Annotated in this window: 17 protein-coding genes and 3 tRNA genes; 18 read left to right on the forward strand and 2 right to left on the reverse strand. The window is 60.2% G+C overall.

The genetic code is table 11. The annotated features are described in order from the left end of the window. Positions 1–33: 33 nt before the first annotated feature. On the reverse strand, positions 34–1,083 hold the full coding sequence (rsgA, locus tag ATE40_RS22505; RefSeq protein WP_063918007.1) for a small ribosomal subunit biogenesis GTPase RsgA: 1,050 nt from the start codon (positions 1,081–1,083) through the stop codon (positions 34–36). A gap of 245 nt (positions 1,084–1,328) precedes the next feature. On the opposite strand from rsgA, the gene orn reads away from it, so the two are divergent. From orn to ATE40_RS22525, 4 genes are all read left to right on the forward strand, one after another. Then, entirely contained in the window at positions 1,329–1,874 is a 546-nt protein-coding gene (gene orn, locus ATE40_RS22510) for an oligoribonuclease (protein WP_063918008.1), read from the forward strand. Between the two features lie 192 nt (positions 1,875–2,066). Beyond that, positions 2,067–2,142, forward strand: a tRNA-Gly gene (locus tag ATE40_RS22515). Between the two features lie 66 nt (positions 2,143–2,208). Then, positions 2,209–2,284: transfer RNA gene (locus ATE40_RS22520), tRNA-Gly, on the forward strand. 54 nt (positions 2,285–2,338) lie between these two features. Then, positions 2,339–2,414: transfer RNA gene (locus ATE40_RS22525), tRNA-Gly, on the forward strand. Between the two features lie 312 nt (positions 2,415–2,726). On the opposite strand, the gene queG is transcribed toward ATE40_RS22525, so the two are convergent. After that, positions 2,727–3,866, reverse strand: coding sequence for a tRNA epoxyqueuosine(34) reductase QueG (queG, locus tag ATE40_RS22530; RefSeq protein ID WP_063918009.1), 1,140 nt, complete (start codon positions 3,864–3,866; stop codon positions 2,727–2,729). Here queG and nnr point away from each other — a divergent pair. The 14 genes from nnr to rlmB all read left to right on the forward strand — a co-directional run bounded on the left by nnr (position 3,865) and on the right by rlmB (position 20,279). Beyond that, a complete protein-coding gene (gene nnr / locus ATE40_RS22535; RefSeq protein WP_063918010.1) occupies positions 3,865–5,379 on the forward strand; it encodes a bifunctional ADP-dependent NAD(P)H-hydrate dehydratase/NAD(P)H-hydrate epimerase in 1,515 nt (504 codons plus the stop codon). The genes queG and nnr overlap by 2 nt on opposite strands. A 10-nt stretch (positions 5,380–5,389) precedes the next feature. Then, a complete protein-coding gene (tsaE, locus tag ATE40_RS22540) occupies positions 5,390–5,860 on the forward strand; it encodes a tRNA (adenosine(37)-N6)-threonylcarbamoyltransferase complex ATPase subunit type 1 TsaE (RefSeq protein ID WP_025159581.1) in 471 nt (156 codons plus the stop codon). A gap of 7 nt (positions 5,861–5,867) precedes the next feature. Further along, positions 5,868–7,664, forward strand: coding sequence for an N-acetylmuramoyl-L-alanine amidase AmiB (gene amiB / locus ATE40_RS22545; RefSeq protein ID WP_063918011.1), 1,797 nt, complete (start codon positions 5,868–5,870; stop codon positions 7,662–7,664). Positions 7,665–7,686: 22 nt separating this feature from the next. Further along, the gene (gene mutL, locus ATE40_RS22550; RefSeq protein ID WP_063918012.1) at positions 7,687–9,570 is read left to right on the forward strand and encodes a DNA mismatch repair endonuclease MutL; all 1,884 of its coding nucleotides are present in this window, start codon (positions 7,687–7,689) and stop codon (positions 9,568–9,570) included. Further along, complete coding sequence (gene miaA / locus ATE40_RS22555) at positions 9,563–10,504, forward strand: tRNA (adenosine(37)-N6)-dimethylallyltransferase MiaA (RefSeq protein WP_063918013.1); 942 nt, start codon at positions 9,563–9,565, stop codon at positions 10,502–10,504. Before mutL ends, miaA begins: the two co-directional genes overlap by 8 nt. 113 nt (positions 10,505–10,617) lie before the next feature. Further along, positions 10,618–10,926, forward strand: coding sequence for an RNA chaperone Hfq (gene hfq, locus ATE40_RS22560; protein ID WP_019453381.1), 309 nt, complete (start codon positions 10,618–10,620; stop codon positions 10,924–10,926). Positions 10,927–11,024: 98 nt separating this feature from the next. Next, positions 11,025–12,305: a ribosome rescue GTPase HflX gene (gene hflX, locus ATE40_RS22565; RefSeq protein WP_004933675.1), complete on the forward strand. Its 1,281-nt coding sequence runs from the start codon at positions 11,025–11,027 to the stop codon at positions 12,303–12,305. A 68-nt stretch (positions 12,306–12,373) separates the two neighbouring features. Further along, positions 12,374–13,624: an FtsH protease activity modulator HflK gene (hflK, locus tag ATE40_RS22570; RefSeq protein ID WP_019453380.1), complete on the forward strand. Its 1,251-nt coding sequence runs from the start codon at positions 12,374–12,376 to the stop codon at positions 13,622–13,624. Between the two features lie 3 nt (positions 13,625–13,627). Next, positions 13,628–14,632, forward strand: a complete 1,005-nt coding sequence (gene hflC / locus ATE40_RS22575; RefSeq protein WP_004933669.1) for a protease modulator HflC — start codon at positions 13,628–13,630, stop codon at positions 14,630–14,632. Between the two features lie 63 nt (positions 14,633–14,695). Then, positions 14,696–14,896, forward strand: a complete 201-nt coding sequence (locus tag ATE40_RS22580) for a DUF2065 domain-containing protein (protein ID WP_004933666.1) — start codon at positions 14,696–14,698, stop codon at positions 14,894–14,896. A 98-nt stretch (positions 14,897–14,994) separates the two neighbouring features. Beyond that, complete coding sequence (locus tag ATE40_RS22585; protein ID WP_025159583.1) at positions 14,995–16,293, forward strand: adenylosuccinate synthase; 1,299 nt, start codon at positions 14,995–14,997, stop codon at positions 16,291–16,293. 233 nt (positions 16,294–16,526) lie between these two features. Further along, the gene (gene nsrR, locus ATE40_RS22590; protein WP_015376391.1) at positions 16,527–16,952 is read left to right on the forward strand and encodes a nitric oxide-sensing transcriptional repressor NsrR; all 426 of its coding nucleotides are present in this window, start codon (positions 16,527–16,529) and stop codon (positions 16,950–16,952) included. Between the two features lie 59 nt (positions 16,953–17,011). Beyond that, positions 17,012–19,486 carry a ribonuclease R gene (gene rnr, locus ATE40_RS22595; RefSeq protein WP_063918014.1) on the forward strand — a complete coding sequence of 825 codons (2,475 nt, stop codon included), beginning with the start codon at positions 17,012–17,014 and terminating at the stop codon, positions 19,484–19,486. Positions 19,487–19,547: 61 nt separating this feature from the next. Continuing rightward, positions 19,548–20,279, forward strand: coding sequence for a 23S rRNA (guanosine(2251)-2'-O)-methyltransferase RlmB (gene rlmB / locus ATE40_RS22600; protein ID WP_004933653.1), 732 nt, complete (start codon positions 19,548–19,550; stop codon positions 20,277–20,279).

Here is a 20,279-nt window from a genome sequence, read left to right on the forward strand (position 1 = left end):
GGGCTCCGCCGTCGTCAATCCCGCCCGTTAGTGTCAGTCTGCGGCGTCCGTGAAGTTCTTGCGAACCTTCACCTGCGCCATGCTTTCCAGAATGCGGTGATAGTTGTCGAAACGCTCTTCCGCGATATCGCCTTTCTCCATCGCCTCGCGAATGGCGCAGCCGGGATCGGTATCGTGGCGGCAGTCGCGGAATTTGCAACCGCCTAAATAATCACGGAATTCGACAAAGCCGCGGGTGATTTGTTCCGGCTCCAGGTGCCACAGGCCAAACTCGCGCACCCCTGGGGAGTCGATCACATCGCCGCCGTGCTGGAAATGGTACAGCCGCGCGGCGGTGGTGGTATGTTGCCCGAGGCCCGATACGTCGGAAACCTGATTTACCAGAATTTGCTCTTCGGACGGCGGCAGCAGCGCGTTCAGCAGGCTGGACTTGCCGACCCCGGACTGACCGGCGAAGATGCTGATGCGCCCGGCCAGCGCCTGTTCGAATTCCGCCATGCCTTCCCGCGTCTGGCTGGAGACTTCCAGCACCCGGTAGCCAATCTTGCGATAGATATCCATCATGCCGTCGACCAGCTTGCGCGCTTCGGCGTCCAGCAGGTCAATCTTGTTGAGCACGATCAGCGGCTCGACTTCGAGCGTTTCGCAGGCCACCAGATAACGGTCGATGATGTTCAGCGACAGCTCGGGCAGGATCGCCGACACGATGACGATCTGATTGATATTGGCGGCGATCGGCTTCACGCCGTCGTAGAAATCCGGGCGCGTCAGCACCGAGGTGCGTTCGTGCACCGCTTCCACAATGCCTTTTACCCCTTCATGGGCGCCCAGGCCGGGGCGCCACACCACGCGATCGCCGGTCACCAGCGAACGCAGCGTGCGGCGGATGTTGCAGCGGTGCTGAGTGCCATCCGGCGCCTCAACGTCGGCGTGCATGCCGAAACGGCTGATGACGACGCCTTCCTGCGGCTCGCCCAGTTGGGAATCATCAGGTTCCGGTTTGTTGTCAGCGCGCTTCAGACGGCGCTGATGGTTCGCCTGCACGCGGCGTTGCTGGCCTTTGGACAGTTTGTTCTTACTCACTGCGCCTCACTTGAATCGGTTTTATACCTTTACGTATACGCACAGCTGCGGCGGGGGACTTTCCCCGGGCGCAGCCTTGAACCCGTCAGGGTATATGTCGCCCAGGGCGACCAAAAAGACTATGATACACGCTATTTTATATTAAATAACCGTTGTTAGCCGCCGGCTGCGGCGCGTCGCCACCGGCGGCGCCCGCCGTCTCGTCCGCGCAGCGTTTTTCTCTCGGCTTTTAGGCAGGAAACATCATGACAGGAAACGAAAATAACCTGATTTGGATCGATTTGGAGATGACCGGGCTGGATCCCGAGCGTGACCGCATTATCGAAATCGCCACGCTGGTCACCGACGCCAACCTGAACATCCTGGCGGAAGGGCCGGTGATCGCCGTGCATCAAACCGATGAGCAGCTGGCCCTGATGGACGAGTGGAACGTGCGCACCCATACCGGCAGCGGATTGGTGGAGCGAGTGAAAGCCAGCCGCCAGGACGATCGCGCTGCCGAGCTGGAAACCATCGCCTTCCTGCAGCAATGGGTGCCGGCCGGCAAATCGCCGATCTGCGGCAACAGCGTAGGCCAGGATCGCCGTTTCCTGTTCCGCTATATGCCGGAACTGGAGGCCTACTTCCATTACCGCTATCTGGATGTCAGCACGCTGAAAGAGCTGGCGCGCCGCTGGAGGCCGGAAATTCTCGGCGGCTTTAAGAAGCAGGGCACCCATCAAGCGCTGGATGACATCCGCGAATCGGTGGCCGAACTGGCTTATTACCGCGAACATTTCATTCAGCTTTAAGGCGATAGCAGCCCCTGTGGAGAGAAAACGCCGTTTTTAGCCGATTAATTCGCCAATCTGGCGCTTTAATCGGCAATTAAACAAAAATCGCGTTTTTTTGCTTTCAGGGGCTTGCGACAAAAAGGATTTCTCGTATAATGCGCACCCCGTACCGATGAAGAATTTCGTAACGTTCCACCATCGATACGCCGGGCGGGAATAGCTCAGTTGGTAGAGCACGACCTTGCCAAGGTCGGGGTCGCGAGTTCGAGTCTCGTTTCCCGCTCCAAATTCAACAATGTCGCGATGCGGCATGATGAATAAATAAAGCAGTATCAAGCAGTACCTATGCGACGCGGGAATAGCTCAGTTGGTAGAGCGCAACCTTGCCAAGGTTGAGGTCGCGAGTTCGAGCCTCGTTTCCCGCTCCAAAAATTCAAAGGTCACGCCAGTGTTTGGTGACCGGATGCCAAAAGCATCTCAATGCGGGAATAGCTCAGTTGGTAGAGCACGACCTTGCCAAGGTCGGGGTCGCGAGTTCGAGTCTCGTTTCCCGCTCCAATTTTCTCTTCGTTTCAAACTCAAATCCAACGCCTTGTCGGGCGCGGATTTTTGTCCCGTTTTACACACCCGGTAAAAACGTTGTGAACAGAGTTATCCACAGCCTCTGTACATAAACCCGCCTGCCTGAAAAATCAACGTCATACAAATTAAATATTTATTGCTTTGATTTATAAGCTTATTTATTTATGCCGAAACGTTATGCCGATCACTTGCTCTTTTTGTTGCAGTTGAAAGACAACGTGTTTTTATTTTTATACACAAATCCACAGAGTGAGTCGCTCGGGCGGCATGACTGTGCTATGTACGCCCTCAGGCGTCGCGCGGCAGGCCTTTTTCCACAGCCCGTATCAACCGTTTTTTCTGCGCCGTCTGCACCTCAATGCCCTGCGCTTCGCGGCGGGCGAGCTGTTGCGCCAGCGCCCAGTGGATATGTTCGTCCAGCATGGCGTCCTGCTCCAAACGCGCGCGCAGTGCGAGTACGATGCTGTCCTCATAAGGCGCGTTGCCCAGCGCCACCGCGATATTGCGCAGCCAGCGCAGGTGGCCGATGCGGCGTATCGCCGAGCCTTCGGTGATGCGCAGGAATTTTTCTTCCGTCCAATTGAACAGATCGATCAGCTGCGGCGTATGCAGCGCGGCGCGCGGGCTGAAGTCGTCTTCATCGGTGAGTTGCGAAAAGCGGTTCCACGGGCAGATCAGCTGGCAATCGTCGCAGCCGTAGATGCGGTTGCCGAGCAGCGGGCGGAACTCTTCCGGGATCGCGCCTTCCAGCTCGATGGTCAGGTAGGAGATGCAGCGCCGGGCGTCGACGGTATAGGGCGCGACGATGGCACCGGTCGGGCAGGTGGTGATGCAGGCGACGCAGCGGCCGCACTGCTCTTCCTGCGGCTGATCCACCGGCAGCGGCAGATCGATCAGCAGTTCACCGAGGAAAAACCAGGATCCGGCTTCGCGGTTGAGAATTAGTGAGTGTTTACCAACCCAGCCAATACCCGCTTTGGCGGCCAGCGCACGCTCCATCACCGGCGCCGAATCGACAAAGGGACGGAAATTCAGCTCGCCGCAGTATTCCTGGATTTGATCGCCCAGCTTTTTCAGGCGCTGGCGCAACAGCTTGTGATAATCGCGCCCCAGCGCGTAGCGGCTGACGTAACCCAACTGCGGGTTTTGCAAGGTGCTGGCGAACGCTGCCTTGGCCGGCAGGTAGTTCATGCGCACGCTGATCACCCGCAGCGTGCCCGGCAACAGCTCGTGAGGGCGTGCGCGCAACATGCCGTGGCGCGCCATCCATTCCATCTCGCCGTGGTACTGTTTGTCGAGCCAGGCCTGCAGCTTCGGCTCTTCAAGGCTCAGATCGGTATCGCAGATGCCAACCTGCTGGAATCCTAGCGATTGCCCCCATTGCTTGATATGTTGGGCGAGTTGATGGAGATCGAGGGGGTGCGTCATGACGGGCCACAGTGAAAAAGCATACGTTGACAGTTTACCACACTCTGTCTGGCCTGCGGATTGGATCCGGCGTTCGGAACCTGCGGCGGCGGCCTCGCTCGGTATTTCTCTTTACGATTTGATGCAGCGCGCCGGTCAGGCGGCCTACGCGCTGGCGCGCAACGCTTACCCCTCACGCGACCACTGGCTGGTGCTCTGCGGCCACGGCAACAACGGCGGCGATGGCTATGTGACGGCGCGCCTGGCGAAGGCGGCGGGCGTGCAGGTGACGGTGATCGCCTGTGAAGGCGCACGGCCGTTGCCGCCGGAGGCCGCTGAAGCCCGCCTGGCCTGGCTGGCCGCCGGCGGCGATATTCTGCCGGCGCACAGCCGCTGGCCTGAACGAGTCGATCTGATCATCGACGCTCTGTTAGGCACCGGTTTAGGCAGTGCGCCGCGTGCGCCTTACGATGCGCTGATCGAAGCCGCCAACCGCCATTCGGCGCCGGTGGTGGCGCTCGATATCCCGTCCGGCCTGCTGGCAGAAAGCGGTGCGGCGCCGGGGGCGGTGGTGCGTGCCGCACACACCGTCACGTTTATCGGTCTTAAGCCGGGGTTGCTGACCGGCCAGGCGCGCGATTGGGTCGGGCAACTTCATCCGAATACGCTAGGCTTATCGGGTTGGTTGGCAAAGCAACCGGAGCAGATTCAGCGGCTTACCGCCGAAGTGCTGCCGCGCTGGCTGCATCCGCGCCGTCCCTGCGCCCACAAGGGCGAACATGGCCGTCTGCTGTTGGTGGGCGGCGACCGCGGATTCGGCGGCGCCATTCGCATGGCGGCGGAAGCGGCGCTGCGCAGCGGGGCGGGATTGGTGCGAGTGCTCACTCACATTGAACACGTTGCGCCGCTGTTGGCGGCCCGACCGGAGTTGATGGCACAGGCGTTGGACGAAGCGACGCTGCGGCAGGCGATGCAGTGGGCGGATGTGCTGGTGATTGGCCCGGGGTTGGGCCAGACTGAGTGGGGCAAAAACGCGTTGAACGTGCTGCAAACCAGCGATAAACCGGCTTTGTGGGACGCCGATGCGCTGAACTTGCTGGCATTAAATCCCGAGAAACGGCAGAATCGCGTGATGACTCCGCATCCCGGGGAGGCGGCGCGGCTGTTGAGCTGCAGCACCGCCGACATCGAGAGTGATCGCTTACTTGCCGTGCGTAACCTGACGGCGCGTTATGGCGGCGTGGCGGTGCTGAAAGGCGCCGGAACGCTGATCGCCGATGAGCGGGGGCAGATGGCGATCGCCGACGTCGGCAACGCCGGCATGGCCTCGGGCGGCATGGGCGATGTGCTGTCGGGCATCATCGGCGGTTTGCTGGCGCAAAAGCTCTCGCTGTATGATGCTGCCTGTGCGGGCTGCGTCGTACACGGCGCGGCCGGCGATCGCGTAGCGGAAAGACAAGGTACAAGAGGCATGTTGGCGACCGATTTACTGCCGGACATCCTTCATTTCGTTAACCCTGAGTGGGCAAAATAGACTTTATCGAATGAAAGAACTCGTTTTACCTCTGCCGGACGAGGCAGCGACTGTCGCTTTGGGCACCACTTTGGCCAAGGCTTGCGATCGCGCCAGCGTCATCTATCTGTACGGCGACCTGGGCGCCGGTAAAACCACCTTCAGCCGTGGCTTCCTGCAGGCGTTGGGGCATCGGGGCAACGTCAAAAGCCCGACCTACACGCTGGTGGAGCCTTATGCCCTGCAGCCGCTGGCGGTGTATCACTTCGATCTGTATCGCCTGGCCGATCCGGAAGAGCTTGAGTTTATGGGCATTCGCGATTACTTCGCGCAAGACGCCATCTGCCTGGTCGAATGGCCGCAGCAGGGCACCGGCGTGCTGCCGGAGCCGGATCTGGCGTTACATCTGCGCTATCAGGGCGAAGGACGAGAGGCGCAGATCGAGGCGATTTCCGCTTACGGCGGCCAATTGTTAGACCGTATCCATGGATCACAGGGATGATGCTGCAATGACGCATGCGTTGAAAAAATTTGCGATCGTCATGTTGATCGCCGTGCTGGGGCCGCTCGGCGCGCTGAACGCGCTGGCGGCGTCTTCGCTGTCCGATATCAAAGTCTCTAACGCCCAGCGCGAAGCGACGGTGTCGGTGAGTTTCAATGGCCCGCCGGACTACGCGTTTTTCCCGCTGCACGGCCCGGATCGCGTGGTGTTGGACGTCAACCAGAAAGGCAAGGTCGGCGGCCTGCCGCTCAATTTCAGCGGCCAAAACCTAGTGAAAAGCATTCGCTCCAGCGCGCCGAAAGACGCCCAGAGCGTGCGCCTGGTGTTTGATCTGACCCAGCGCGCCAAAACCCGAGTTTCCACCCGTCAGAACGGCAGCGTACACACCGTGGTCTTCACCATTACGGCCGAAGGCGGCGCCAATGCCGTGGCGCGTAAAGCGCCGGTGCAAACGCCTGCGCCGGTGGCGGTCAGCCAACCGCCGCGTCAGGCGCCGGTCGCGGTGCGTGAAGCGCCGGAGCCGCCGCTGCGCAAAGCGCCGCCGGGTTCAAACCCCTTTACCAATAAACAGAGCGTGGTCGCAGGCACCGCCACCGAGGTGACGCCGCGCAGCAGCCGCGTTTCCGCCGGTTCCGGCGATCGGGTGGTGGTGGCGATCGACGCCGGCCACGGCGGTCAGGATCCGGGTGCCATCGGCCCGACCGGCCTGAAAGAGAAGAATGTCACCATCGCCATCGCGCGCCGTCTGCAGGCGATGCTGGACGCCGATCCGCAGTTCAAGCCGGTGTTGACGCGTAACGGCGACTATTTCATTTCGGTGATGGGGCGTTCCGACGTCGCGCGTAAGCAGGGCGCCAACGTGCTGGTTTCCATCCACGCCGACGCCGCGCCGAACCGCAGCGCCAGCGGCGCTTCTGTTTGGGTGCTGTCCAACCGCCGCGCCAACAGCGAAATGGCCGGCTGGCTCGAACAGCATGAGAAGCAGTCCGAGCTGCTCGGCGGCGCCGGCGATCTGCTGGCCAACAGCCAGGCCGACCCTTATCTGAGCCAGGCGGTGCTGGACCTGCAGTTCGGCCACTCGCAGCGCGTGGGGTACGATGTGGCGGTGAAAGTGCTGCAGCAGCTGCAGAGCGTCGGATCGCTGCATAAACGCCGGCCGGAACACGCCAGCCTGGGCGTGCTGCGTTCGCCGGATATCCCATCGCTGCTGGTGGAAACCGGATTTATCAGTAATAGCACGGAGGAGCGGCTGCTGGGCAGCAGCGCGTATCAGGAGAAGATTGCCAAGGCCATCCATAACGGTCTGCGCAGCTACTTCCTGGCGCATCCGCTGCAAGCCGACCCAAAGGTGGAAAACCGACCGCTGGACGTCGCAGCGGCGGTTAACACCTCAACACCAGACGTGCGCCAGCCGGAGCCTATCGTCAGCTCGGCCGGCGCGAGCCGCAGCCAAAGCGGCAAAACCCAGATCCACGTGGTGAAGCGGGCGGAGACGCTGTCCGGCATCGCCGACAGCTACGGTACGACCATGGCGGCGCTGCGGGATCTGAACAAACTGAAGAAAGACGGCGTATGGGTCGGGCAACGCCTGAAGGTGCCGGCGGGGAAAAACGCCGCCATCACTACGGTCGCCAAGGCGAAAACGCCGGCGAAGAAGCCGTCCAAACATAAAGTGGCCCGTGGGGATACGCTCTCCTCCATCGCTTCTCGTTACGGCGTCAGCGTCGGCGATCTGAAACGGGTCAATAATCTGAAGTCGGACGTCGCGCCGCTGGATCGGACGCTGACCATTCCGCAGGCCTAGCGCCATCGCTACAGGAGTCAGCATGCCTATCCAGGTGTTACCGCCACAGCTCGCCAACCAGATCGCCGCCGGAGAGGTGGTTGAACGCCCCGCGTCGGTGGTCAAGGAGCTGGTGGAAAACAGCTTGGATGCCGGCGCGACGCGTATCGACATCGATATTGAACGCGGCGGCGCCAAGCTGATCCGCATTCGCGACAATGGCTGCGGCATCGGCAAGGACGACCTGGCGCTGGCGCTGGCGCGGCATGCCACCAGTAAAATCAGCACGCTCGACGACCTGGAGGCGATCGTCAGCCTCGGTTTTCGCGGCGAAGCGCTGGCCAGTATCAGCTCGGTTTCCCGTTTAACCCTGACGTCGCGCACCGCCGAGCAGAGCGAAGCGTGGCAAGCCTACGCCGAAGGGCGTGAGCAGGCGGTGACGGTCAAACCCGCCGCGCATCCGATCGGCAGCACGCTGGAAGTGCTGGATCTGTTTTACAACACCCCGGCGCGTCGCAAGTTCATGCGCACCGAGAAAACCGAATTCGGCCATATCGATGAAGTGGTGCGGCGCATCGCGCTGGCGCGTTTCGATGTGGCGATCAACCTCAGCCATAACGGCAAATTGATCCGCCAATACCGGGCGGCGAAGGAAGAAAGTCAACACGAGCGCCGTTTGGGCAGCATCTGCGGCCCGGCGTTTTTGCAGCATGCGCTGAACATCGACTGGCAGCACGGCGATCTGAGCATCCGCGGCTGGGTGGCGGATCCGGCCGGCGCGCGTCAGCTGGGTGAAATGCAGTATTGCTACGTCAACCGCCGCATGATGCGCGATCGGCTGATCAATCATGCCATTCGTCAGGCCTATCAGGATCAGTTGAAAGACGATCAGCAGCCCGCTTACGTGCTGTACCTGGAGGTCGATCCGCACCAGGTGGATGTCAACGTTCACCCCGCCAAGCACGAGGTGCGTTTCCATCAGGCGCGGCTGGTGCACGATTTTATTTATCAGGCGGTGACCACAGTGCTGCAGCAGGCCGGCCAAACGCCGCTGATGCCGCTGACGGAAACGCCTGACGAAGAACCAGCGCCGGTCTGGCAGCAGGAAAACCGCGTCGCCGCCGGCGGCAACCATTTTTCTCAGCCTGCGCCGCGCCGCGAAACGCCGCCGCAGGCCGGCGTCGCCCGCGAGCGCGCACCGCAGCCGGGGTGGCAAACGGCGGGCGGTTACCAGAAACGCGAAGGCGAGCTGTACGGCAAACTGATCCAGCCCGCCGCAGAGCCGCCGGCCGACGCCGAGTCGGAAACCCCGAGCAAGCCACCGCTGTTCCCGCCGGTGAAAGCCGCAGCGGAAGTACCGCTGGCGGGCGGGCAGCATAGTTTTGGTCGGGTGCTGATGATTTATCCGCCATGCTATGCGTTGATTGAGCAGCGCCAACTGCCGGCACTGCTCAATCTGACGGTGGCCGAACGCTGGCTGCGTCAGGCGCAGCTCAACCCGTCGGCGGAGGGGCTGCGGCCGCAACCGCTGCTGATCCCGATCAAGCTGACGCTGAGTAAAAACGAAGCGGCGGCCATTGCGCGGCATCAGGCGCTGTTGGCGGCGATGGGGCTGGATCTGCAGACAGATCATGGCCGTGTGACGTTGCGCGCAGTGCCTTTACCATTACGCCAACAAAATTTACAAAAACTGATACCCGAACTGTTAGGCTATCTGACCGAACATCAGGAGATATCGCCCGCGGTGCTGGCTACTTGGCTCGCTCGTCGCCTTGGCAGCGAACATGAACAGTGGAACACCTCGCAAGCGATACAATTGCTGACCGACGTTGAACGACTTTGCCCGCAGCTGGTCAAATCGCCACCGAGCGGACTTTTACAACCCGTTGATTTACAGGCCGCACTGGCGGCCCTCAAGCATGACTGAAACTGAAATGACACCACGTCCCCCGGCTATTTTCATCATGGGGCCGACCGCCTCGGGCAAGACCGCGCTGGCGATCGCGCTGCGCGAACGCCTGCCGGTGGAGCTGATCAGCGTCGATTCCGCGCTGATTTATCGCGGCATGGATATCGGCACCGCCAAGCCGAACGCCGAAGAATTGGCGCAGGCGCCGCACCGGCTGATCGATATCCGCGATCCCGCCGAAGCTTATTCGGCGGCGGAGTTCCGCGCCGACGCGCTGAAAGAGATGGCCGACATCACCGCCGCCGGGCGCATTCCGCTGCTGGTGGGCGGTACCATGTTGTATTTCAAGGCGTTGCTGGAAGGATTGTCGCCGCTGCCGTCCGCCGATCCCGCAGTGCGCGAGCGCATCGAACGGCAAGCGGCGGAGCTGGGTTGGGAGGCGTTGCACCGGCAGTTGCAGGCGATCGATCCGGTCGCGGCATTGAGAATTCATCCGAATGATCCGCAGAGACTGTCCAGAGCACTGGAAGTTTTTTTTATTTCGGGTAAAACTTTAACGGAACTGACTCAAATTTCGGGTGAATCGTTACCGTATCAAGTTCACCAATTTGCGATAGCGCCGACCAGCCGTGAGTTGATCCATCAACGCATCGAGCTGCGGTACCATCAAATGTTGGCGGCGGGTTTTGAGACGGAAGCGCGTGCACTTTTCGCACGGGGTGATTTGCATACGGACTTGCCCTCCATTCGCTGTGTCGGTTACCGCCAGATGTGGTCATACTTGTCTGGTGAAATTAGTTACGATGAGATGGTTTATCGTGGTATTTGCGCAACACGTCAGTTGGCTAAACGCCAGATGACCTGGTTACGGGGTTGGGAGTCGGTCCATTGGTTGGACAGTGAAAAGCCGGGAGAGGCTTTGGACTCGGTGACACAGGTTGTTAGTGCATAGGTTGGGTGATTGTGTACAATTGCTGAGTATTCAGCGCGCAAATTTTTACGTCGTTTATTTTAGAGCCGACAGGTTCTTAGTTACAAACAACAAGCAAATAAGGAAAAGATAGAATGGCTAAGGGGCAATCTTTGCAAGATCCGTTCCTGAACGCATTGCGTCGTGAACGTGTTCCGGTTTCTATTTATTTGGTGAATGGTATTAAGCTGCAAGGCCAGATTGAGTCTTTTGACCAGTTTGTCATCCTGTTGAAGAACACGGTTAGCCAGATGGTGTACAAGCACGCTATCTCTACCGTTGTCCCGTCACGTCCGGTTTCGCATCACAGCAACAACCCGAGCGGCGGTTCAAGCAACTATCACCATGGCAACAATCCGTCTGCGCAGCAACAGTCGCAGCAGGAAAGCGATGACGCTGAATAAAGCGCGTTGCAAGTCAACCATGACGGGGAGCATAAGCAGCCGCGCGCTGTTTATGTCCCCCAAACTCACGGTGAGTGTCCGTTTGAGAGGTTGCACGCTTGTTTGACCGTTATGAAGCCGGTGAGCAGGCCGTACTGGTTCATATCTATTTCTCGCAAGACAAAGATACGGAAGACCTCAACGAGTTCGAATCGTTGGTTTCCTCAGCCGGTGTCGAAGCTTTGCAAGTGGTGACTGGTAGCCGCAAAGCCCCGCATCCGAAGTACTTTGTCGGCGAAGGAAAGGCCGAAGAAATTGCAGATGCGGTGAAAGCCAGCGGCGCGTCTGTTGTCCTGTTTGATCATTCCCTTTCCCCGGCGCAGGAAAGAAACCTTGAGCGCCTGTGCGAATGCCGGGTGATCGACCGCACCGGGTTGATTTTAGACATCTTTGCCCAGCGTGCCCGCACCCATGAAGGTAAGCTGCAGGTGGAGCTGGCGCAGTTGCGTCACATCGCCACGCGTCTGGTGCGCGGCTGGACGCACCTGGAGCGGCAAAAAGGGGGGATTGGCCTGCGCGGGCCGGGGGAAACCCAGCTTGAGACCGACCGTCGCCTGTTGCGCGATCGCATCAGCTTGATTCTGCGCCGCCTGGAGCGGGTAGAGAAGCAGCGTGAACAAGGCCGACGCGCGCGGACCCGCGCCGATGTGCCGACCGTATCGCTGGTGGGCTACACCAACGCCGGCAAATCCACCCTGTTTAACCGAATAACGTCTGCCGAGGTGTATGCGGCGGACCAGCTATTTGCCACCCTGGATCCTACGTTGCGGCGCATTGATGTGCCGGACGTGGGAGATACCGTGTTGGCGGATACCGTAGGCTTTATCCGGCACCTGCCGCACGATCTGGTGGCCGCCTTCAAGGCGACGCTGCAGGAGACGCGCCAGGCATCGCTGCTGCTGCACGTCATCGACGCGGCGGATCCGCGCGTCGATGAGAACATCGAAGCGGTGAACACCGTGCTGGCGGAGATCGACTCGGATGAAATCCCTACACTGTTAGTGATGAACAAAATAGATATGCTGGACGATTTTGTGCCGCGTATCGACCGCAACGACGAAAACCTGCCGATCCGGGTGTGGCTGTCCGCCGCCAGCGGAGAGGGTATTCCGTTGCTGTATCAGGCGTTGACGGAGCGCTTATCGGGGGAGATCGCGCATTACGAATTGCGCTTACCGCCACGGGCAGGCCGTCTTCGCAGCCGTTTTTACCAGCTTCAGGCGATTGAAAAAGAGTGGAACGAGGAGGACGGCAGCATTGGCGTGGTGGTGCGAATGCCGATCGTCGAATGGCGTCGTCTCTGCAAGCAAGAACAGGACCTGATTGACTTTATCGTATGATCATATCCTGTTACATTTATGCTTCGCGAAAGCCTGAAGTACCCAATCACAGAATATGGAGCTAAAACATGGCGTGGAATCAGCCCGGTAATAACGGACAGGACCGCGACCCGTGGGGGAGCAGCAATAACAATGGCGGCAACTCTGGCGGTAACAACAAAGGCGGTCGTGATCAAGGGCCACCTGATTTGGACGATATCTTCCGCAAACTGAGCAAGAAATTGAGCGGTTTCGGCGGGGGCAAAGGCTCCAACAGCAATAGCGGCGGCACCGGCACCTCTGGTCCGGGCTTCAGCGGCCGCATTATCGGTATCGCGGCGGTCGCCGTGGTGGTGATCTGGGCCGCCAGCGGCTTCTACACCATCAAGGAAGCCGAGCGCGGCGTCGTGACGCGTTTCGGCAAGTTCAGCCACCTGGTGCAGCCGGGCCTGAACTGGAAACCGACCTTCATCGACGACGTGCGTCCGGTGAACGTGGAATCCGTGCGCGAGCTGGCGGCGTCCGGCGTGATGCTGACCTCCGATGAAAACGTGGTGCGCGTGGAAATGAACGTGCAGTACCGCGTGACCAACCCGGAAGCGTACCTGTTCAGCGTCGTCAATGCCGACGACAGCCTGAGCCAGGCGACCGACAGCGCCCTGCGCGGCGTGATCGGTAAATACTCGATGGACCGCATCCTGACCGAAGGCCGTACCGTGGTGCGTAACGACACGCAGCGCATGCTGGAAGAGACCATTCGTCCTTACAACATGGGCATCACGCTGCTGGACGTCAACTTCCAGGCGGCGCGTCCGCCGGAAGAGGTGAAGGCGTCGTTCGACGATGCGATCGCCGCGCGTGAGAACGAGCAGCAATACATCCGTGAAGCGGAAGCTTACGCCAACGAAGTTCAGCCGCGTGCGAACGGCCAGGCGCAGCGTCTGCTGGAAGACTCCAAGGCTTATAAAGACCGCACCATCCTGGAAGCTCAGGGTGAGGTGGCGCGCTTTGCCAAACTGTTGCCGGAATACAAGTCCGCTCCGCAGATCACCCGCGAGCGTCTGTATATCGAAACCATGGAAAAAGTGCTGGGCCATACCCGTAAGGTGTTGGTGAGCGACAAAGGCAACAACCTGATGGTGCTGCCGTTGGATCAGATGCTGCGCGGCCAAGGCGCGGCACCGGAGAGCGGCAACAAGGATACCAGCCTGATTCGCCTCAATCCGAATCCTGCGCCGGCTGCCAACAGCAGCGCTCCGCGCACCAGCGGCGGTTCGATTATGGATCAGCGCCGGGCGAATGCGCAGCGTGACGACACCACTCGCGTAGGGAGAGAGTAATCAATGCGTAAGTCTTTTGTAGTTATTGTCCTCGCGGTGCTGGTGGTGCTGTACGCTTCGCTGTTCGTGGTGCAGGAAGGTCAGCGCGGCATCGTGCTGCGCTTCGGCAAGGTTCTGCGCGACGGCGAAAACAAGCCGCTGGTGTATGCGCCGGGTCTGCACCTCAAGATCCCGTTCATTGAAACCGTGAAGAACCTGGATGCGCGTATCCAGACCATGGACAACCAGGCCGATCGCTTCGTGACCAGCGAGAAGAAAGACCTGATCGTCGACTCCTATCTGAAGTGGCGCATCAGCGATTTCAGCCGTTACTATCTGGCGACCGGCGGCGGCGACGTCTCCCAGGCTGAAGTGCTGCTGAAACGTAAGTTCAGCGACCGTCTGCGTTCCGAAATCGGCCGCCTGGACGTGAAAGACATCGTGACCGACTCGCGCGGCAAGCTGATGTCCGACGTGCGTGACGCGCTGAACACCGGCACCGTGGGCGACGGCGAGGAAGTGGCGACCACCGAAGCCGATGACGCTATCGCCTCTGCGGCGGCGCGCGTTGAGCGGGAAACCACCGGCAAACAGCCGCAGGTGAACCCGAACAGCATGGCGGCGCTGGGCATCGAAGTGATCGACGTGCGTATCAAGCAGATCAACCTGCCGGCCGAAGTGTCCGACGCCATCTACCAGCGTATGCGCGCCGAGCGTGAAGCGGTAGCCCGTCGTCTGCGCTCGCAAGGCCAGGAAGAAGCCGAGAAGCTGCGCGCCAGCGCGGACTACGAAGTGACCCGTACCCTGGCGGAAGCCGAGCGTCAGGCGCGTATCACCCGCGGTGAAGGCGATGCCGAAGCGGCCAAACTGTTCGCCAATGCGTTCAGCCAGGATCCGGACTTCTATGCCTTTATCCGCAGCCTGCGCGCCTATGAAGCCAGCTTCAAGGACAACCAGGATGTGCTGGTACTGAGCCCGGACAGCGATTTCTTCCGCTACATGAAGTCGCCTGATACCCTGCGCAAATAAGCGCGGCAGGCAATCTGATCGAGGGCCCGTTTACGCGGGCCCTTTCTCGTTTTTGGGGGATGCATGAACTCAACGATTTGGCTGGCGCTTGGGCTGGTTCTGGTACTGGAAGGATTGGGGCCGATGCTGTTTCCGCAGGCCTGGCGCAAAATGATTGTGGCGATGTCGCAGCTGCCGGACGCGACGCTGCGGCGATTTGGCGGTGGAATAGTGGTTGCGGGCTGCGTGATCTACTACATGTTGAGCGGCCGCACGGGTCTTTAAAGTCTAGCCCAAAATTTATGCAATCGTATGCTAAAAGTGCTGAAAATCGAAAATTACGGTGGTAGAATCCATTTTTAAGCAATCGGTGATTTTGAAAAATGGGTAAGAACGTCGTCGTACTGGGCACCCAATGGGGTGACGAAGGTAAAGGCAAGGTTGTAGACCTGCTGACTGAACGGGCTCAATATGTTGTGCGCTACCAAGGTGGCCATAACGCTGGCCACACTCTGGTAATCAACGGTGAAAAAACCGTCCTTCATTTAATTCCTTCAGGTATTCTGCGTGAAAACGTCACCAGCATCATCGGCAACGGTGTTGTTCTGGCGCCGGACGCGTTGATGAAAGAAATGGGTGAACTCGAAGCGCGTGGCATCCCGGTACGCGAACGTCTGTTACTGTCTGAAGCTTGCCCGTTGATCCTGCCTTACCACGTTGCGTTGGATAACGCGCGTGAGAAAGCGCGCGGCGCGAAAGCGATCGGCACCACCGGTCGCGGCATCGGCCCGGCTTACGAAGATAAAGTGGCTCGTCGCGGCCTGCGCGTCGGCGACCTGTTCAACAAAGAAACCTTCGCCGTTAAGCTGAAAGAGATCGTCGATTACCACAACTTCCAGCTGGTCAACTACTACAAAGTTGAAGCCGTCGATTATCAGGCGACGCTGGACTATGTGCTGTCTATCGCCGACATCCTGACCGCCATGGTGGTTGACGTTTCCGAACTGCTGGACGGCGCGCGCAAGCGTGGCGATCTGATCATGTTCGAAGGCGCTCAGGGCACCCTGCTGGATATCGACCACGGCACCTATCCGTACGTGACCTCTTCCAACACCACCGCAGGCGGCGTAGCTACCGGTTCCGGCATTGGCCCACGTTATGTGGACTACGTGCTGGGCATCGTGAAAGCTTACTCTACTCGCGTGGGTGCAGGTCCGTTCCCAACCGAACTGTTCGATGAAACCGGCGAGTACCTGTGCAAGCAGGGTAACGAGTTCGGCGCCACCACCGGCCGTCGTCGTCGTACCGGCTGGCTGGATGCCGTAGCGGTGCGTCGTGCGGTGCAGATCAACTCACTGTCCGGCTTCTGCCTGACCAAACTGGACGTCCTGGACGGCCTGAAAGAAGTGAAGATCTGCGTGGGTTACCGCATGCCGGACGGCCGCGAAGTGGACACCACTCCGCTGGCGGCAGAAGGCTGGGAAGGCATTGAGCCTATCTACGAAACCATGCCGGGCTGGAGCGAAACCACCTTTGGCGTGAAAGAGCACAGCAAGCTGCCTCAGGCTGCGCTGAACTACATCAAGCGCATCGAAGAAGTGACCGGCGTACCGGTAGACATCATCTCTACCGGCCCGGATCGCAGCGAAACCATGATCCTGCGCGACCCGTTCGACGCATAATCAGGCTTTGCGGCACTAAACAAACCGGGCGCGTCCCGGTTTGTTTTTATCCTGACTCCCTCCGATTGCGGTTTCACGTCAAAAAATCCTTTCATAAACCCGCCTTAGGGTGCGGGATTCGCTAAATAATTAGCGACGAACTCTCCGGCTGGTTTATTATCCAATGAGTAATCTTTTGAATAGCGCCGAAAAGCGGCGTATCAGACGGGTAAAGTGATACCCAGAGGTAAGATGTGCAGTTAACAAGTTTTACTGATTATGGCCTGCGGGCGTTGATCTACATGGCCTCGTTGCCGCAGGACAAGATGACCAGCATCTCGGAAGTGACCGAGGTTTACGGCGTGTCTCGCAACCATATGGTGAAGATCATCAATCAGTTGAGCCGGGTGGGTTTTGTCACGGCGGTGCGCGGCAAGCATGGCGGTATCCGTTTGGGCAAACCGGCCGAGAGCATTCGCCTCGGCGACGTAGTGCGGGCGCTGGAGCCGCTTGCGCTGGTTAACTGCAGCAGCGAGTTTTGCCACATCACCCCTGCCTGCCGACTGAAGCAGGTGCTCCAGCAGGGCGTACAGAATTTCCTTGAAGAGCTGGATAAGCATACGTTGGCCGACATGGTCGAAGACAATCCGCCGCTCTACAAGCTATTGCTTGTCGAATAAAACGACGTTGAGAAGACAAGGCTCAACGTCATCCTGCTGATGACAACGGAGGAACCGCAATGTCACAAGATCCATTCCTGGAACGAGAAGCAGAAAAATACGAATCCCCCATCCCCAGCCGTGAATATATCCTGGCCCATTTGGCGAAACGAGAAACGCCGGCCAGCCGCGAAGAACTGGGCAACGAACTGGGCCTCAGCGGCGAAGAGCAGCTGGAAGCGCTGCGCCGCCGCCTGCGCGCCATGGAGCGCGATGGCCAGTTAGTGTTTACCCGCCGCCAGTGCTACGCGCTGCCGGAACGTTTGGATCTGCTGCGCGGCACGGTGATCGGCCACCGCGACGGATACGGCTTCCTGCGCGTTGAGGGCAGCAAAGACGATCTGTACCTGTCCGCCGAACAGATGAAAATGGCGATCCACGGCGACGTGGTGCTGGCGCAGGCGCTGGGCGCAGACCGTAAAGGGCGTCGCGAGGCGCGCATCGTGCGCGTGCTGGTGCCGAAAAACAGTCAGATCGTCGGCCGTTTCTTCATGGACGCCGGTACCGGCTTTGTGGTGCCGGACGACAGCCGTCTGAGCTTTGATATTCTGATCCCGGCGGACAACGTCAGCGGCGCGCGCATGGGCTTTATGGTGGTGGTGGAGCTGACTCAGCGTCCGACCCGCCGCACCAAGGCGGTCGGCAAGATCGTCGAGATCCTCGGCGACAAAATGGGCACCAGCATGGCGGTGGACATCGCGCTGCGCACCCATGAGATCCCGCATACCTGGCCGCCGCAGGTGGAAAAACAGGTGGCCGATCTCAGCGAGCAGGTGCCGGAAGCGGCCAAGAAGGGCCGCGTCGATCTGCGCAAGCTGCCGTTGGTCACCATCGACGGTGAAGACGCGCGCGACTTCGATGATGCTGTGTACTGCGAGAAGAAACGCGGCGGCGGCTGGCGCCTGTGGGTGGCGATCGCCGACGTCAGCTACTACGTGCGTCCGCGCACCGCGCTGGACGATGAAGCGCGTAGCCGCGGCAACTCGGTCTATTTCCCGTCGCAGGTGATCCCGATGCTGCCGGAAGTGCTGTCCAACGGGCTGTGCTCCCTGAACCCGCAGGTCGATCGCCTGTGCATGGTGTGCGAGATGACCATCTCCGCCCAGGGGCGCCTGTCGACGGCCAAGTTCTACGAGGCGGTAATGAGCTCTCACGCCCGCCTGACCTACAACAAGGTGTGGCACATTCTGCAGGGCGATCAGGAGCTGCGCGAGCATTACCACCCGCTGGTCAAGCACCTGGAAGAGCTGCACGCCATGTACAAGGTGCTGGATAAGGCGCGCGCCGAGCGCGGCGGCATCGCGTTCGAAACCGAAGAAGCCAAATTCATCTTCAATGCCGAGCGTCGCATCGAGCGCGTAGAGCCGACGGTGCGCAACGACGCCCACAAGCTGATCGAAGAGTGCATGATCATGGCCAACGTGGCGGCCGCGCGCTTCGTCGAGAAACGCAACGAGCCGGCGCTGTACCGCGTGCACGATCGTCCGAGCGACGACCACATCTCCGCGCTGCGCAGCGTGCTGAGCGAGCTGGGGCTGACGCTGGGCGGCGGTAATAAGCCGCAGCCGAAGGACTATGCGGTGCTGATGGATGAAGTGTCCGAGCGCCCTGACCACGAAATGCTGCAAACCATGTTGCTGCGCTCGATGAAGCAGGCGATTTACGATCCGGAAAACCGCGGCCACTTCGGCCTGGCGCTGGCCTCTTACGGCCACTTCACCTCGCCGATCCGCCGTTATCCGGATCTGGCGCTGCACCGCGCGATCAAATATCAGCTGGCCAAGGAACACAGCGAGCCGAAAGAGCGCTGGACGCCGACCGGCGGCTGGCACAGCGAATTCGAAGAGATGCTGCAGCTGGGCGAACACTGTTCGATGACCGAGCGCCGCGCGGACGAAGCGACGCGCAACGTCGCCGACTGGCTGAAGTGCGACTTCATGCAGGATCACGTCGGTGAAGTGTTCAGCGGCATCATCTCCAGCGTGACCGGTTTCGGCTTCTTCGTGCGCCTGAACGATCTGTTTATCGACGGGCTGGTGCACGTATCAACGCTGGATAATGATTACTATCGCTACGATAATATCGGCCAGCGCCTGATCGGCGAGTCTTCCGGCACGGTCTATCGCCTGGGGGATACGGTGGAGATCCGCGTGGACGCGGTGCATATGGACGAGCGCAAGATCGACTTCGCGCTGGTGTCCAGCACCCGCAAAGCGCGCGGTGAAGGCAAAACCGAGCGCGATCGCGCCAAGAAAGGCGGCCAGCGTACGCTGCGCGACAACGGTAGCGCAGGGCGCGGCAAGCGCCGCGGCGGCAAACCGCCGGCCAACTTCGAGCCGGACAGCGCCTTCCGCAAGCAGGATGACGCAAAGCCTGCGGACAACGTGAAGAAGGCGAAAAAGAAAGCCAAGAAAGCGTCCGACAAAACGCGGAAAATCGCGGCGGCGACCAAAGCCAAACGCGCAGCCAAGAAGAAAGGTGCCGAGCAGGCCTAACCTGCCGCACATCGTTATCATCGGCCGGTTATCGCCGGCCGCACGAATTTAAAAGAGCATCATGAGCGAAATTATTTACGGCATCCACGCCGTCAAAGCCCTGTTAGAGCGCGACCCGCAACGCTTCCTGGAAGTGTTTATCCTGAAAGGCCGCGAAGATCGCCGCCTGCAACCGCTGATCGCCGAGCTGGAAGCGACCGGCATCGTGATCCAGGTGGCGAACCGCCAATGGCTGGATGACAAGGTTGAAGGCGCGGTGCACCAGGGGATCATCGCCCGGGTGCGCGAAGGGCGCCAGTATCAGGAGAACGATCTGCCGGGCCTGCTGGAGAGCGTAGAGACGCCGTTCCTGCTGGTGCTGGACGGCGTGACCGACCCGCACAACCTCGGTGCCTGCCTGCGCAGCGCCGATGCGGCCGGCGTGCACGCGGTGATCGTGCCGCGTGACCGTTCCGCCCAGTTGAACGCCACCGCCAAGAAAGTGGCCTGCGGCGCCGCCGAAAACGTGCCGTTGATCCGCGTGACCAACCTGGCGCGCACGCTGCGTCTGTTGCAGGAAATGAATGTCTGGGTGGTGGGCACCGCCGGCGAAGCCGACCATACGCTGTATCAGAGCAAAATGACCGGCCCGATGGCGCTGGTGATGGGCGCGGAAGGCGAAGGCATGCGCCGCCTGACCCGCGAACACTGCGACGAGCTGATCAGCATCCCGATGGCCGGTACCGTCTCTTCGCTGAACGTGTCGGTCGCCACCGGCATCTGCCTGTTCGAAGCGGTGCGTCAGCGCGGCTGA

It is taken from the genome of Serratia surfactantfaciens, assembly GCF_001642805.2.
In the GTDB taxonomy this organism is placed as follows: Bacteria; Pseudomonadota; Gammaproteobacteria; order Enterobacterales; family Enterobacteriaceae; genus Serratia; species Serratia surfactantfaciens.

Coding starts and splice junctions, on each gene's coding strand:
- orn (WP_063918008.1), top strand. CDS start 1,329: ATGACAGGAAACGAAAATAACCTGATTTGGATCGATTTGGAGATGACC.
- nnr (WP_063918010.1), top strand. CDS start 3,865: ATGACGGGCCACAGTGAAAAAGCATACGTTGACAGTTTACCACACTCT.
- queG (WP_063918009.1), bottom strand. CDS start 3,866: ATGACGCACCCCCTCGATCTCCATCAACTCGCCCAACATATCAAGCAA.
- tsaE (WP_025159581.1), top strand. CDS start 5,390: ATGAAAGAACTCGTTTTACCTCTGCCGGACGAGGCAGCGACTGTCGCT.
- amiB (WP_063918011.1), top strand. CDS start 5,868: ATGACGCATGCGTTGAAAAAATTTGCGATCGTCATGTTGATCGCCGTG.
- mutL (WP_063918012.1), top strand. CDS start 7,687: ATGCCTATCCAGGTGTTACCGCCACAGCTCGCCAACCAGATCGCCGCC.
- miaA (WP_063918013.1), top strand. CDS start 9,563: ATGACTGAAACTGAAATGACACCACGTCCCCCGGCTATTTTCATCATG.
- hfq (WP_019453381.1), top strand. CDS start 10,618: ATGGCTAAGGGGCAATCTTTGCAAGATCCGTTCCTGAACGCATTGCGT.
- hflK (WP_019453380.1), top strand. CDS start 12,374: ATGGCGTGGAATCAGCCCGGTAATAACGGACAGGACCGCGACCCGTGG.
- hflC (WP_004933669.1), top strand. CDS start 13,628: ATGCGTAAGTCTTTTGTAGTTATTGTCCTCGCGGTGCTGGTGGTGCTG.
- ATE40_RS22580 (WP_004933666.1), top strand. CDS start 14,696: ATGAACTCAACGATTTGGCTGGCGCTTGGGCTGGTTCTGGTACTGGAA.
- ATE40_RS22585 (WP_025159583.1), top strand. CDS start 14,995: ATGGGTAAGAACGTCGTCGTACTGGGCACCCAATGGGGTGACGAAGGT.
- rnr (WP_063918014.1), top strand. CDS start 17,012: ATGTCACAAGATCCATTCCTGGAACGAGAAGCAGAAAAATACGAATCC.
- rlmB (WP_004933653.1), top strand. CDS start 19,548: ATGAGCGAAATTATTTACGGCATCCACGCCGTCAAAGCCCTGTTAGAG.